Source organism: Cytophagales bacterium (assembly GCA_033344775.1).
GTDB lineage: Bacteria > Bacteroidota > Bacteroidia > Cytophagales > Cyclobacteriaceae > JAWPMT01.
Map to the genome: position 1 here is coordinate 1302088 of JAWPMT010000004.1, position 14218 is coordinate 1316305.

General features: G+C 43.4%; 15 protein-coding genes. 8 read left to right on the plus strand and 7 right to left on the minus strand.

Annotated features, from left to right (window positions below):
• Positions 1–97: 97 nt before the first annotated feature.
• From R8G66_14280 to R8G66_14295, 4 genes are all read left to right on the plus strand, one after another.
• On the plus strand, positions 98–688 hold the full coding sequence (locus R8G66_14280; protein MDW3193538.1) for a hypothetical protein: 591 nt from the start codon (positions 98–100) through the stop codon (positions 686–688).
• Positions 689–709: 21 nt separating this feature from the next.
• Positions 710–1726 (plus strand): DUF6588 family protein, encoded by a 1017-nt coding sequence (locus R8G66_14285; protein MDW3193539.1) that lies wholly within the window; start codon positions 710–712, stop codon positions 1724–1726.
• 165 nt (positions 1727–1891) lie between these two features.
• Positions 1892–2359 (plus strand): low molecular weight protein-tyrosine-phosphatase, encoded by a 468-nt coding sequence (locus R8G66_14290; protein MDW3193540.1) that lies wholly within the window; start codon positions 1892–1894, stop codon positions 2357–2359.
• Positions 2359–3243: a fructosamine kinase family protein gene (locus tag R8G66_14295; protein MDW3193541.1), complete on the plus strand. Its 885-nt coding sequence runs from the start codon at positions 2359–2361 to the stop codon at positions 3241–3243. Before R8G66_14290 ends, R8G66_14295 begins: the two co-directional genes overlap by 1 nt.
• Here R8G66_14295 and R8G66_14300 read toward each other — a convergent pair.
• Positions 3240–4475, minus strand: a complete 1236-nt coding sequence (locus R8G66_14300) for an aspartate kinase (GenBank protein ID MDW3193542.1) — start codon at positions 4473–4475, stop codon at positions 3240–3242. The two genes, R8G66_14295 and R8G66_14300, sit on opposite strands and share 4 nt — an antisense overlap.
• Before the next feature lie 75 nt (positions 4476–4550).
• Here R8G66_14300 and fbp point away from each other — a divergent pair, with 75 nt between their 5' ends.
• Positions 4551–5540, plus strand: coding sequence for a class 1 fructose-bisphosphatase (gene fbp / locus R8G66_14305; protein ID MDW3193543.1), 990 nt, complete (start codon positions 4551–4553; stop codon positions 5538–5540).
• A gap of 4 nt (positions 5541–5544) precedes the next feature.
• Here the strand turns inward: fbp and R8G66_14310 are convergent, their stop codons facing one another.
• Complete coding sequence (locus tag R8G66_14310) at positions 5545–6330, minus strand: helical backbone metal receptor (protein ID MDW3193544.1); 786 nt, start codon at positions 6328–6330, stop codon at positions 5545–5547.
• Positions 6302–7369 (minus strand): M42 family metallopeptidase, encoded by a 1068-nt coding sequence (locus R8G66_14315; protein MDW3193545.1) that lies wholly within the window; start codon positions 7367–7369, stop codon positions 6302–6304. The genes R8G66_14310 and R8G66_14315 overlap by 29 nt, the downstream gene beginning before the upstream one ends.
• 242 nt (positions 7370–7611) lie before the next feature.
• On the opposite strand from R8G66_14315, the gene R8G66_14320 reads away from it, so the two are divergent.
• On the plus strand, positions 7612–9324 hold the full coding sequence (locus R8G66_14320) for a hypothetical protein (GenBank protein MDW3193546.1): 1713 nt from the start codon (positions 7612–7614) through the stop codon (positions 9322–9324).
• A gap of 91 nt (positions 9325–9415) precedes the next feature.
• On the opposite strand, the gene R8G66_14325 is transcribed toward R8G66_14320, so the two are convergent.
• Positions 9416–9952 carry a hypothetical protein gene (locus R8G66_14325; GenBank protein MDW3193547.1) on the minus strand — a complete coding sequence of 179 codons (537 nt, stop codon included), beginning with the start codon at positions 9950–9952 and terminating at the stop codon, positions 9416–9418.
• 13 nt (positions 9953–9965) lie between these two features.
• Positions 9966–10502: a hypothetical protein gene (locus R8G66_14330; protein ID MDW3193548.1), complete on the minus strand. Its 537-nt coding sequence runs from the start codon at positions 10500–10502 to the stop codon at positions 9966–9968.
• 79 nt (positions 10503–10581) lie between these two features.
• Between R8G66_14330 and R8G66_14335 the strand changes: the two genes are divergently transcribed.
• On the plus strand, positions 10582–10800 hold the full coding sequence (locus R8G66_14335) for a hypothetical protein (GenBank protein MDW3193549.1): 219 nt from the start codon (positions 10582–10584) through the stop codon (positions 10798–10800).
• A 12-nt stretch (positions 10801–10812) separates the two neighbouring features.
• Here R8G66_14335 and R8G66_14340 read toward each other — a convergent pair whose 3' ends face one another.
• Entirely contained in the window at positions 10813–11508 is a 696-nt protein-coding gene (locus tag R8G66_14340) for an SDR family oxidoreductase (GenBank protein ID MDW3193550.1), read from the minus strand.
• Positions 11508–13091, minus strand: a complete 1584-nt coding sequence (locus R8G66_14345; protein MDW3193551.1) for an acyl-CoA carboxylase subunit beta — start codon at positions 13089–13091, stop codon at positions 11508–11510. The genes R8G66_14340 and R8G66_14345 overlap by 1 nt, the downstream gene beginning before the upstream one ends.
• Positions 13092–13283: 192 nt before the next feature.
• Between R8G66_14345 and R8G66_14350 the strand changes: the two genes are divergently transcribed.
• Positions 13284–14216, plus strand: coding sequence for an exopolyphosphatase (locus R8G66_14350; protein MDW3193552.1), 933 nt, complete (start codon positions 13284–13286; stop codon positions 14214–14216).
• Positions 14217–14218: the final 2 nt, after the last annotated feature.

The following is a 14218-nucleotide window of genomic DNA, read 5'->3' on the forward strand; positions in this document are numbered from 1 at the left end:
CAAAAAAAATTCGATTTTTAATAAAAGTTTGCGTGGATCAAGCACCTATTTTTACGCCTTGGCATGAAAAAGCCATTTAATGACACTACCAACGATTATGAAAAACCCTTTACGAATTTTTAATCGCATGGCACTAACCGTAAGCTGTGCGATCTTAATGCTGTCCTGTGGCGATGCAGGAATTGGCTTTAATGTATCGACGGAGTTTCCTGTGACAGTACCGGTCACAATAGAAATCCCAACCGTACCTTCTGAAATCGCCAATCTCCTGGATATAAATCCACCAAGTGAGGAATTCAATTATAACCTCAATGAAGTGGGAGCTTTTGATGATGCGCTAGATGAACTTGGCGGTCAAGACAACATCATTGTGAACGAGCTCGCATACGAGATCCAGAATATCAGTGCTTCCGAAGAAGTTCCTCTGGATGAGTTGACCATTACTATCAATGTTGGGGGGTCTCCTTTAGAAATATTTAGACAAACCAATACACTGGCCAACCAGAGTAAAACCCCTATCACACTTACAGAAGCTCAAAGAACTTCTATCGTGAATGAGTTATTCAACTCTGACCGCATCGATGCTTCCGTAGTATTCGATTTGAGTGATATCCCTGATAGTGGAGAGGACTTGATCTTTGACTTCACGCTGTATTTTGATGTAACGCTAAAAGCAAGAGATCTTTAATTCACCGCCAATCTGAAAATCATGAAAAAATTATTAATAATACTTTCTTTCGTTTCTATCTCCTTTTCAGGTTTTAGTCAAATTGACCTGGGTACTTTTTTGGAAGGTGGAGTTGACGATGCAAACACGTTGCTTAGAGGTTATATGGAGCCTGCCTTTGTAGGTTTTGGTTATGGCCTTAATAGTGGCTGGTACAATACTGCCAAGCCTCACAAATTATTCGGATTCGATATCACAGCCACAGTAAACATGGCGTATGTCCCTGATGCATCACGATTTTTTACCTTTAATGATGCGAGTTACAATAACGTACGGTTATCCAATCCATCGGACAATCAACTGCCGACCATTTTCGGACCTAATCTGGACGCTGACGAAATTCCAGAACTGACCTTTCTGGATCCTGATGATGGGTCGCAAGTACTTCGTATCACCTCTCCTACTGGATTAGGAATTGATGAGACTAGCTTACCTAATGCTGTCCCTTCAGGAATGATCCAATTAGGCATAGGTTTGGTCAAAAACACGGAATTAAAATTGCGATTCGTTCCCGAACAAACCATTGGTGATCCAGGAGAGGAATTCAAATTCAATGTATTTGGTATTGGTGTAATGCATGATTTCAAGCAGTGGATCCCCGGCATGAAGCTTCTACCATTCGACTTGTCTGCTTTCATCGGTTATACGAGCATCAAATCTTCCTTCGCTATTGATGCGGACAATCCTGATCAGATGGGTGAATTGAACGTGAGCGGAACTACCTTCCAGGCGGTGATCTCTAAAAAGCTTGCTTTACTTACTGTTTATGGCGGCGTAGGATTCATCAGCTCCAATACGGATTTCGCCTTGAGAGGATCTTATGACATTCAGTCAGGAAGTGCCCCATTGGTTGATCCGGTAAGTTTTGATTTCAGCTCAAGTGGAGCAAGAGCCAACATTGGTGCTCGATTAAAGTTATTGGTATTGACCCTTCATGGAGAATATGCTATCCAGGAATACAACACATTGACACTTGGCGTAGGAATTAGTGTTCGTTAAGCACAGACACGATAGCGCTAAATTTCAAGTGAAATAAAAAAGAAAAGTCCCGATCTGAGATCGGGACTTTCTTTTAAGATGTCAAACAGGTGTATGAATAAAATTTGTGTTATGCATAGGTTAATACTCCCTGGAATAAAAAGGTAACCCCTCGATTTAAAAAAAATGAAGATTTTATTTGTATGTCTTGGAAATATATGTAGATCGCCCATGGCCGAAGCCATTTTCCAGCATAAGATCGAAGAGTTTGGGTGGGAAAATAAGGTGGAAACAGACTCTGCCGGGACAGCCGCCTACCATATCGGAGAAAGACCAGATCACCGAACTCTTCAGGTACTTGAATCCAACAACATCTTCACCAGCCATCGGGCACGACAAGTTTCAGCTAATGATGACGAGGAATTCGATCATATCATAGCGATGGACAGTTCCAATCAAGCTGATCTCAAACAGAAATTCCGCACGACTAACATCCTGATGATGCGGGATTATGATGAAGGGCACGCCGGTGCTGCCGTACCCGATCCATATTACGGAGACCTGTCTGATTTCGAGGAGGTTTATCAGATCCTGGACCGCTCGATCGACGCTTTTATCCAGCGCGAAATCAAACCTTTCTTTCATGCTAGCTAATGCGTGAGGAAGTACTTAGGTCTTTTGCAGGTACCATTCTTTGTCAATACCTGGGAAAAAGTACTTCCATCCTTCAAGTACAGCGGCTGACCGGTGGATGCATCAATGAATCCTACAAAATAGTTTCTCGAGCAGGTGACTTCTTCCTGAAGCACAATCAGGCCAAATTCGAAATTCAGTTCAAAAAAGAAGCTGATTCACTCAGCATACTGCGAGAGACAGGCACACTTGATGTTCCTGAAGTACTGCAAATTGGGACACATGAAAACCGGGCATACCTGCTAATGGAGTTCATCCAGCCAAAACCCGTAAGCCATGAGTTCTGGGAAAAGTTGGGGGCAAACCTGGCCAAACTTCATCGGACTACCCCCGCCAATCAAAAGTTCGGCCTGACCTTTGATAATTACATTGGAGAACTGCCTCAAAAAAATGATTTTAAGACTGATTGGATCGAATTCTTCATTGAAAATCGTTTGGAGCCTCAAGCCACGTTGGCTCGTGATAATCAACTCATCTCTGATGATTTCCTCAAGCGTTTCCACAAGTTTTATAACGAACTACCAGCATTACTCCCTGAAGAACCTCCTTCCTTGATCCATGGTGACCTTTGGAGTGGAAACTTTTTGAGCGGACCAAATGGGCAAGCAGTACTCATTGATCCTGCTATTTACTTTGGCAACCGGGAAATCGAACTAGCTTTTACCCATCTGTTCGGAGGCTTTTCTCCGGAGTTTTACGCAAGCTACCAGCGCACCTGGCCACTGGCACCTGGATTTCAGGAACGTGTTGAAATTCACAACCTCTATCCGTTACTGGTACACGTCAATCTGTTTGGCACCTCTTATTTGACAGGTGTTGAAAAAGTGATCAGGAAATATACCTAAGGCCGATAAAGGATACGATGGTGATGTCGGGTCCTTTGCTCCAAAAATATTTCTTTCATGGCAGGCATGGTCTGTCCTTTACCTTTTTCATAATTCATGAAAGTTACCAGATGCAACCCATTGTTTTCCAGCACGCTGTATTTACGACCAAGAAGTCCTCTCATATTCTCCAATTGTGCTTTGTCTTCATCCAGACAAAAAGAAAATGACAGTGCCGAATGCTGCATAAGATTGATCTGTACCTCCAACTGACTTAAATCCTGCATGACCTCCGACATCAATAAATGATCGATGGTACTGCCATCTGGAATTCGTAGAGAAACTAACACCTGATCGTACCTGTAAACCATAGATGGTAATACTTCTTCCGCTAATGCTTCATCGGAAGTGATCAAAGTCCCTTTTTGATTCAGATCGAGGAAGGAACGCACCGTCATCGGAATATTGGCTTTCGCCAGCGGCCCCATGGTTTTGGGATGGATCACTTTGGCTCCATAGTAGGTCATTTCTACCGCCCGGCGATAAGTCAAGCGATCGTATTGCTTCACCTCGCTAGACAACTTGGGATCGGCCGTCATGATTCCCGGGACATCCTTCCATACCACCAATTCATCTGCTTGCAGAAAGTTGGCAAAAAGCGCTGCCGAATAATCAGACCCCTCTCTTCCAAGGGTGGTTGATTTTCCATTGGCAGATCTTCCAATGAATCCCTGGGTCAGGAAGGTTTTTTCTGATGCTAGTATGGCTGAAATATTTTCTTTGGTTGCCTGAATGTCAACCTTAGCCTGCATATAATGTTCCGAAGTAGCAATAAAATCCCTCGCATCCAGCCATTCAACAGGCATCGTCCGTTTTAGAAATTGAACGATCAATGAAGTTGACAGTAACTCTCCATGCGAAACGACCTGATCGTAATACTCCGGCCAAGACTCCATCCCTCGGGCTACCGTATTTGCCAGAGATGCAAACAACTTTTTAATGGGAGCTGGTACTTCTCCCAATAGCTCCTCCGATATTTCAATATGTTCCTGCTCGATTTCATGAATGGCCATTTCATAAGGCTTTTGTGCGAACCCAAGCTTTGCCAGGTGCTCTAATTTATTCGTTGTTTTACCCATAGCGGATACCACAACAAATAACTTTTCATCAGCGTAATTGGAAAGAATGTCCTGCAGGTTTCTAATGGCCGCTGCATTCTTGACGGAAGCTCCGCCGAATTTGAAAATTCGCACTATGCAAACGTTTTACTTCACTATTTTGGCCTATTTTCGCACTTCAAAAGTTGAAGAGACGAACTCTATATCTGTATGAACAAAATTAGCCTGGGACTCCCAATCGGAACTACTCTTGATCGTTTTATTAAGAAAAAAGAAGACGAGCACCCAGAGTCAACAGGAGAATTAAGCCAACTGCTTAGGGACATTGCACTTGCTGGAAAGATTATCAACCGTGAAGTAAATAAATCAGGTTTACTGGACATTGCAGGTGCTTATGGTGCGAAAAACGTACAAGGTGAAGACCAACAAAAACTGGATGTAATTGCCAACATCCGTTTTACACGTGCTTTGCGAAATGGAGGGATGACCTGTGCGATCATTTCCGAAGAAGAGCAGGAAATAGTTCATCTCAATCCCAACTGCCGATATGTGGTGGCCATGGATCCACTCGATGGGTCTTCAAACATTGATGTGAATGTGTCTATCGGAACCATCTTTTCCATTTATCGCAGGATCTCTCCAGTAGGTGGGCCGGTTACCGATGAAGATGTGCTCCAACCAGGCACCGAACAAGTAGCAGCCGGTTATATTTTGTATGGTTCGTCTACGATGTTGGTTTACACCACTGGAAATGGCGTTCACGGCTTCACATTGGAACCTTCATTAGGAGAATTTGTATTGTCACACAATCAATTGACCTACCCCGAAACGGGAAAGATTTACTCCATCAATGAAGGATCCTGGCATCAGTTTGAAGCAGGGACCATACAATACCTGGAAGATTGTAAAAAGCAGGGTTTGACCGCTCGATACATTGGTTCATTGGTTGCCGACTTCCATAGAAATATGCTCAAAGGTGGCATCTACATTTACCCAAGAAGTACCAAAGCTCCTGACGGAAAGCTACGATTACTTTACGAATGCAATGCCCTGGCGTTTATCGCAGAACAAGCGGGCGGCATGGCAACGGATGGTCACCAACGCATTGTAGAAATACAGCCTACTTCATTTCATCAAAGGGCTCCTTTCTACGTAGGGTCCAATGATATGGTGAAGCATGCAATGGAATTTTTGAAATAAGTTACTACCCGAACTCAAAGTCGACTTTAGCGAGTCGGCTTCCATACCAGGAAAATGCCTCGCCATCCACTAATTGGGTCAGTGATCCGGGAAAAAGCGTTTTAAACTCTTCTTTGTGGCTTTCCTTGAAGGGAAACGGTTCAGAACTTAAGAAAACCCGATCTGCCTGGAGCTTACGCAGGATGTACTCGTCAATTTCCGGATATCGTTTCTGTAAGACTACATTTTCATATCCGAGGTATTCCAATATTGAATTGATGTACGTACCACGGCCAGCAACCATGTACGGTTTTTGCCAGATCATATAGATCACACGCCCGGAATATTTCCGATGGTATCGAGCAAAATTTTGCCGAACCCTACGGATCCAGGAAGCCGCCTCCTCGCGCTTTCCTGTTATATCACCAAGCGCCACCATCATTTCAAAATTCTGCTCAAGGTTCAATATATCACTCATCCAGACCGGATATTGCGATGACAGTTGATTGATACCCTCCTCGTAATTTTCTTCTTTGTTCCCGATGATCAGGTCAGGCTGTAGCGCATCTATCTTTTCAAAATTAAAGGTCTTAGTTCCACCGATCCGTTCGATACTCTTGACTTTTCCTTCCGGGTGGATGCAAAACTTGGTCCGCCCGACTAAACGACTACCAAGGCCCAAATCCACAAGGTATTCTGTAATCGATGGGACCAGAGAGATGATACGTTGGGGCGTGTGAGGTAAATCAATCTCACGCCCCATCTGATCTTTGACCCGCCAATTACTTGATGTATCGGAAGTCTTGTCCATTCTCAATTTTCAACAAGGATTCATAGATCAGGTTGATCACACTTTCCACATCAGCTTTATCGACCATCTCCACAGTAGTGTGCATGTACTTCAACGGCAGAGAAATCAACGCAGATGCCACGCCTTTTCCCGAATAGGCGAAAGCATCAGTATCTGTTCCCGTGAAACGTGAGGAAGCCAATCGCTGGAATGGAATTTCTTTTTCCTCCGCAACTGACAAAATCAGGTCTCGCAGGTTATTTTGAACAGCAGGAGCATACGACAAGGTGGGACCTTTTCCAGCAGAAATATCACCGCTCCTGATCTTATCGTACATCGGAGAATTCGTATCGTGTGTCACATCTGTAACAATGGCCACGTTTGGCTCGATGGTCCTGGAGATCATTTCGGCACCGCGTAACCCAATCTCTTCCTGTACGGAATTGACGATGTATAACCCAAAAGGAAGTTCGACTCCATTCTCGCTCAGCCTTCTGGCTACTTCGGCAATCATGAATCCACCCATGCGGTTGTCCAGGGCTCTTCCCACCAGATACTTTTCATTGAGCTCCATCAACTCATCATCAAAAGTGATCACGGAACCCACGTGGATGCCCATCTCCTCCACTTCTTCTTTGGAGCTGGCTCCTACGTCGATGAAGATATTTTTAAGGGTTGGTGCATCTTCTTTCTCCTTTCTCACGTGAATGGCAGGCCACCCGAAAATACCTTTTACAATACCTCTCCTGGTATGGATATTTACCCTTTTGGAAGGAGCGATCTGGTGATCTGAACCACCATTTCGAATGACATAAATGTATCCTTTGTCATTGATATAATTAACAAACCATGAAATTTCATCCGCGTGCCCTTCAATGACTACCTTGTATTCATGATCAGGATTGATGACCCCAACGGCGGTACCGTAAACATCCGTAAAATGCTCATGAATGTAGGGTTTGAGGTAGTCCAACCAAATTTGTTGTCCACTTGATTCAAAACCTGTAGGCGCAGCGTTATTTAGATAGTTGTAGAGAAATTCCTTGCTTTTATTATCCATTAAGTTCTTGTTTCAGATTAATCAAGTACGAAATTTAATCAACGCTGATAACACCTGAATCATAAAGTGTGATTCAATGGATAAAATAAATTATCCAATGGTTTAGTTGATGACATTAACTTTTCGATTTATACCTATTTTTGATAGACAACAGAGGAAACAACTAATTCATCGAAGATTATCTTAACAACTTCTTTAACGGCTGTTTTCCGAAAGAACTAAATATTTCAAAAAACAATTTCATGAAAAAAGCCAATATCATTTTCTTCTTGCTATTATGCAGTACAGGGCTTCTCGCACAAAGCTGGTCAACTAACAGTGGAGATCTTTACTTTAATGCTGGGAATGTGGGGATCGGAACATCTACCCCAAACCATGTTTTATCCCTGAAAACTTCCACGGTCGGCCAGGATGCCTTTAACATTTTCAACTCGGCATCGAATGAAATTCTAACCTTAGGGACACTAAGTAATAATGAAACGATACTCGCACTGAGAAATGCCTCAGGAACTACGCAGATGTCCTTTCGAACGGATACAGATGTTTTTTATATATCAGGAAAAGTCGGGATAGGGCGTACCACTCCTTTTGCGGATCTTGACGTATTGGGTAGCATCAGAGCATCTACTTACTTCCGATCGATTTCGGGAAAATATACCGGAGATGACTCCACCAATGACGTCTATCAAATTAATCCGGAGAATCACAAGTGGTACATCAATGGGCAAAACCCAATGACCTTGACGAATGGAAAACTCGGTCTAGGAACTACTGCTCCCGATAATGTGCTTTCCATAAAAACGGCTGCAGTTGGAGAAGATGCATTGAACATTTTCAACTCCAGTTCAAATGAGATTTTTGAGGTTGGTACCTTAGGAAACAATGAAACAATATTCAGCGTCAGAAATGCGATTGGTGAAAGCAAGTTCTCATATCGGTCGGATACGGATGTTCTTTTTACTTCAGGAAAAGTGGGCATCGGGCGAACCACGCCATTTGCAGACCTTGACGTGCTGGGAAGCATCAGAGCATCTACTTACTTCCGATCCATTTCAGGGAAATATACCGGAGATGATTCCACCAATGATCTTTATCAAATTAATGCCAATGATCATAAATGGTTTGTCAATGGTCAATCACCTTTATCACTTGAACAGGATAAAATGACGCTGGATGGAAAACTCGGCCTAGGGACTACTGCTCCCGACAATGTCCTCTCTATAAAAACAGCTGCTGTAGGAGATGATGCGTTGAACATTTTCAACTCCAGTTCGAATGAGATTTTTGAAGTTGGCACCTTGAGTAACAATGAAACAATATTCAACGTCAGAAATGCGCTCGGTGAAAATAAGTTCTCATATCGGTCAGATACGGATGTTCTATTTACGTCAGGAAAAGTAGGTATCGGGAGAACCACTCCTTTTGCAGACCTTGACGTGCTGGGAAGTATCAGAGCATCCACTTACTTCAGGTCCATTTCGGGTAAATATACCGGAGATGATTCTACCAATGACGTCTATCAAATTAATGCTGATAATCATAAATGGTTTATCAATGGACAATCACGTTTATACCTTGATCAGGATAAAATGACGATGGACGGAAAAATCATAGCAGAAGAAATTATTCTCGAGGATGTGAATGGAGCAGATTTCGTATTCGAAGAAGATTACGACCTGCGTTCTTTGGAAGAAACTGAAGCATTCATCAAAATACATAAACACCTACCTGAAGTCCCTTCCGCCGCAGAAATGGCACAAGATGGATTAGCCCTCAAGGAGATGAATATCTTGCTTTTACAGAAAGTCGAAGAGTTGACGTTACACTTGATCCAACAAGACAAGGAAGCCAGGGAAATGCGCCAAAACACAGCAGCATTAACCAGTCAATTGACAAAGCAAACCGAAGAAATTGAAATGCTGAAAAAATCAATAAACGAACTGCAAAAAAAGTAGTCACAATTCCAGAAAAGCAAAGCAGCTCCCGACCGAGAGCTGCTTCTGTTTTTTAAGGTTTAAATTTTTTTTAATTAATCCGGATCTGGTGTCAAATCGTCTTTCTTAAGCCCATTTCAATGCCTTGTCCGGAATTCAGGACCAAAAGCCCCTGAATGCCTTTGAACAAATGAAACTCAAGGCCGATCCCAAAATCTATTCGGGTCTCCCAATACAGTCCCTGGTGCTGACGGGTAATCCTCGGGTCCTGCCCAATACCGAAACTAGAAAATTGAACCGAATATCGTTCTTCGAATCCATACCCCACCTCGGATTGTACAAACCAATTGGTTTTGGGGTTGACCCATTTTCGGTATTTACCATAAACCTGCAAGGCTCCTCGGATCGCGCGGTGCCCATGAAATTCATAGGAAGGACGCAATCCAATAGATAGGTTTCTATTGATGATTTTACCGACTTGTAAGGAAAAACGGGCGCCATCCTGTTCATCAAAACTATCATCATTAAATACCGGCGTACCCAGGGCTACAATCTCCCATTTGGGTAATGGGGTAGTTTCAGAAGCTTGTGCCAACGCATAAACCGCGAATAGCAATAAAAGACTGCTTAATTTAATTTGTTTGGTCATTGGTTGAGTTGTCTTAAAAGTTGTGACGAATTCCTACTCCTACACCTTCCATGAAATTCAGATTGGTAAGGATACCCCACTGCTTCGTGATGAGGTACTCAAAACCGATGGTTACATCTGATCGGAAACGATCTCTACGTCCTTCCCTTTCAGATACTATCACAAATTCTCCATCGATGAAATCGTAATCAGAGCGGGTGAAGGTAGACCACTCATAACCGGCATCTCCCTGGACGTACCAAAAGAAATCATCATTGATACCTTTGCGGAACTTCACGTAACCTTGGGCAAAAACTGATCGGCCATTCGCAGCAACGGAAGATTCCGCTCCTACGATAAGCACACGATTCAAATGGTATCCCACTTGTAAGGCACTCCTGCCCTGACGGGCTCTGTCTCCATCGGAATGGGCAAACTTGGCATTGGTGGAAAGTACAATTTCCCACCGTTTCAATTTCACCTTAGGCTCCGGGTTAAGTGGTGGTTGGTCTTGAGCTGAAATGATAAATGAACTAAAAACAAAAACGAAATAGGTTGTTATGGCTTTCATACCCTATTAACGTCTTTTGCTAAAAAATCATGTACTGACTAACTCCGAGAAATTGTTAATTTGAAATAAACTAAACAGAATGAATAGCATCAAAGATCAACTACATCAATTTGGAGATGATAAGGTTTTGGAAGCTAAAAATGTTATGGATTATGCTATCGATGTAAAAGCATTAAATCAATCAACCTATGAAGCATTCATCAAAGAAGGAGAGGATGACATTGCAAGTGGAAGAGTATACAGCCATGAAGAAGTCATCTCCTGTTTCAATCAAAAGAAGAACGCTAGCACTCAATAAGATACTTTTACTTCAGACTAGTCCCCCGTCCACCAAAATATCTTGTCCAGTGATGTAGGAAGACTTATCCGAAGCAAGAAATGCAACGAGATCTGCGACTTCCGGTGGTTTTCCTTGCCGTAACATAGGAATGGTATTGATGGTCTCTTCATCCGCGGGATAGCTGGAAATGAACCCTGGCAAAACATTGTTCATCCGAATATTGAATGCACCATACTCTCTGGCAAATAGCTTACAAAAAGCCGTTAGCGATGCCCTTGCCACTGATGAAACCGGGAATTTCAAAGAAGGGTCCTGCGCAGCAAACGTAGAAATGTTGATCAAGCTTCCTCCACCCTGTTCTTTCATGATCGGCGTGACCATTCGGGACACGCGAATTACATTCATGAGTAACAATTCAAATCCTTTGGCCCAATCCTGATCCGAGATCTCAAGCAACTCTCCTTTAGCAGAATGACCGGTATTGTTTACTACAACATCAATGCGGCCGTACTTTTCATAGGCCAGGTCCACGGCGCGCTTGAGGTCTTCGGTTTTTTCGACAGACCCCATCAACGGTCGTGCGCTCAATTCATCGGCGATCTCATAGATGGCCTCGGTTCGAGACATCAATACCAGGCGGTAACCATCTTTGGCCAATGCTCGCGCGGCGGCAGCCCCCATTCCTTTACTGGCGGCGGTGACAATTGCAATTTTCTTATGCTTCACTATAAAGGAATATTTCCGTGTTTTTTTCGTGGAATACGATCTGCCTTATTCTCTAACATTTCAAAGGCATTGATCAACTTTTGGCGGGTCTCTCTTGGGAAAATTACTTCGTCTACAAATCCTCGGGCTGCAGCAATGTACGGATTAGCAAACTTCTGCGTGTAATCATCCACTTTTTCCTGATGTGTTTTCGCCGGATCTTCTGAGCCAGAAATTTCCTTTTTGAAAATGATCTCCGAAGCACCTTGCGCCCCCATCACCGCGATCTCCGCTGTTGGCCAGGCATAATTAAGGTCTGCTCCTATGTGTTTGGAGTTCATCACATCATAAGCACCGCCATACGCCTTACGCGTGATGACGCTGATCCGTGGCACTGTTGCTTCACTGAAAGCGTATAACAATTTGGCACCATTGCTAATGATACCGTTCCACTCCTGATCAGTTCCTGGTAAGAAACCTGGCACATCTACCAATACCAACAATGGAATATTAAAAGAATCGCAAAACCGCACAAACCTTGCAGCTTTGGTACTGCTATCTATGTCCAGCACACCTGCCATGCTAAGTGGCTGATTGCCTACGACTCCAACGCTCTTTCCGGCCAATCGGGCAAAACCCACTACGATGTTCTCCGCAAAGTCAGCATGTACTTCATAAAATGAATCTTCATCGACCAAATGCCCAATCACATCTTTCATGTCATAAGGCTGACTGGATTGATCAGGGATAATATCGTCAAGTGCTTCTCTGAGCTCATTTTCAGCTTGATAGTCCAATACCGGAAGCTCATCATCACAATTGGACGGGATGTAGCCCATAAGCTTTCGGATGTTGCGCAGACATTCTATTTCATTAGAAGCGGTAAAATGGCTGACACCACTTTTGGATGCGTGCGTACTCGCTCCACCAAGTGCCTCTGAAGAAACTTCTTCCTGTGTCACTGTTTTTACCACATTTGGTCCGGTTACGAACATGTAACTGGAGTCCTGCACCATGAAAATAAAATCCGTGATCGCAGGAGAATAAACAGCTCCTCCTGCACAAGGTCCCATGATTGCAGAAATCTGCGGCACCAAACCCGATGCCAGGGTATTGCGATAGAAAATATCCGCATACCCTCCCAGAGAAACCACGCCTTCCTGGATCCTGGCTCCTCCTGAATCATTCAACCCGATAACCGGAGCACCATTCTTCATGGCCATGTCCATGAGTTTCACAATCTTCTCCGCATGCGTCTCTGATAATGATCCTCCGAAAACGGTAAAATCCTGACTGAAGACATAAACCAATCGACCGTCGATTTTACCATAACCAGTCACCACACCGTCTCCCAGGATGCGCTGCTTATCCAGGCCAAAATCACTGGAACGATGCTTTACCAGTTTTCCTGTCTCCTCAAAAGTACCTTCGTCAAGCAATACTTCCAGTCGTTCTCTGGCAGTCAGTTTTCCTTTTTCATGTTGTTTTTGGATTCTTTGCTCTCCCCCACCTTTCAACGCTTCCTGATTCAATTGCTCAAGCCGGGCAATTTTTTCCGTGGTTGGAACGATAAAAGAGGGGCCTTTGGGTTTCTCGTATTGCATAGGAATGATTGTTGACTCAAAGATAGGGGCAAGTATTGACCTAAGAACAAGCTTCTACAGTCTTCCGTGCTATGTTTATGACAGTTTTGAAAAAAGTACTAAAAAGAGATTCCTGATATTTTCTACTTGACAAAGAAGGGTTAAACATTTGTTTATATCTTGCGCCGGTCAAAATTCGGAGGCTAATCGGCATTGAAAGTTGCGGTAATTGATATGGGTACCAATACTTTCCACTTGATCATTGCTCAGATCACTAAAGGAAAGTATGAATTGATCCTGCGGGAAAGGCAAGCGGTGAAAATCGGCGAAAAAGGGATCAATGAAGGTTTCATCACACCCGAAGCTCACCAGCGAGCTGTAGATGCCATGGTCGATTTTAGAAAAAAGATCGATGCACATCAAGTACAACATGTACAGGCCACCGCTACCAGTGCACTTCGCAATGCCAAAAATGGTGCAGCAGTGGCCTCCAGTATCCTTCGGAAAGCAGCCATCAACCCAAGGATCATTTCCGGACTGGAAGAAGCTGAACTCATTTATAATGGTGTAAAAGAAGCGCTAAACATCGGACAGCATCCGGCTTTGATCATGGACATTGGGGGAGGTAGTATCGAATTTATCATTGGCACTCACGATGAGATTTTCTGGAAACAAAGTTTTGAGATCGGTGGCCAGCGGTTATTTGAAAAATTCCATCAAATCGATCCGATAAGCACCTCCGCTCATCAGGAATTAGAAGAGTATCTGGAACGTTCTTTACAGGAACTGATTGAAAAGGCCCAAGAATTGAAGCCTGAGGTACTGATTGGTTCTTCAGGAACTTTTGATACCCTTAGCGACATTTATCTGCAGTCCAATGGTCAGCAACAATCCAGTACAGCAACTGAGCCTCCGCTTACCATGGAAGCTTATCGGAAGATACACCAGGAATTGGTCCAAAAAAACAGGAAGCAAAGACTTCAGATACCTGGCATGATTGAAATGCGGGTGGACATGATAGTGGTTGCTTCGATTCTCGTATCTTTTGTGATCGATACACTCAACCTAAATACAATACGTGTCTCTTCTTTTGCGCTGAAAGAAGGACTTCTATTACAAATGATTCAGGCTCATCAGGGAGAATAATT

Bases quoted from the DNA above. Each gene is read 5' to 3' on its own strand.
- R8G66_14310 (MDW3193544.1), bottom strand. From the start codon at position 6,330: ATGGACAAGACTTCCGATACATCAAGTAATTGGCGGGTCAAAGATCAG.
- R8G66_14285 (MDW3193539.1), top strand. From the start codon at position 710: ATGAAAAAATTATTAATAATACTTTCTTTCGTTTCTATCTCCTTTTCA.
- R8G66_14330 (MDW3193548.1), bottom strand. From the start codon at position 10,502: ATGAAAGCCATAACAACCTATTTCGTTTTTGTTTTTAGTTCATTTATC.
- R8G66_14295 (MDW3193541.1), top strand. From the start codon at position 2,359: ATGCGTGAGGAAGTACTTAGGTCTTTTGCAGGTACCATTCTTTGTCAA.
- R8G66_14345 (MDW3193551.1), bottom strand. From the start codon at position 13,091: ATGCAATACGAGAAACCCAAAGGCCCCTCTTTTATCGTTCCAACCACG.
- R8G66_14280 (MDW3193538.1), top strand. From the start codon at position 98: ATGAAAAACCCTTTACGAATTTTTAATCGCATGGCACTAACCGTAAGC.
- R8G66_14325 (MDW3193547.1), bottom strand. From the start codon at position 9,952: ATGACCAAACAAATTAAATTAAGCAGTCTTTTATTGCTATTCGCGGTT.
- R8G66_14335 (MDW3193549.1), top strand. From the start codon at position 10,582: ATGAATAGCATCAAAGATCAACTACATCAATTTGGAGATGATAAGGTT.
- R8G66_14290 (MDW3193540.1), top strand. From the start codon at position 1,892: ATGAAGATTTTATTTGTATGTCTTGGAAATATATGTAGATCGCCCATG.
- fbp (MDW3193543.1), top strand. From the start codon at position 4,551: ATGAACAAAATTAGCCTGGGACTCCCAATCGGAACTACTCTTGATCGT.
- R8G66_14315 (MDW3193545.1), bottom strand. From the start codon at position 7,369: ATGGATAATAAAAGCAAGGAATTTCTCTACAACTATCTAAATAACGCT.
- R8G66_14320 (MDW3193546.1), top strand. From the start codon at position 7,612: ATGAAAAAAGCCAATATCATTTTCTTCTTGCTATTATGCAGTACAGGG.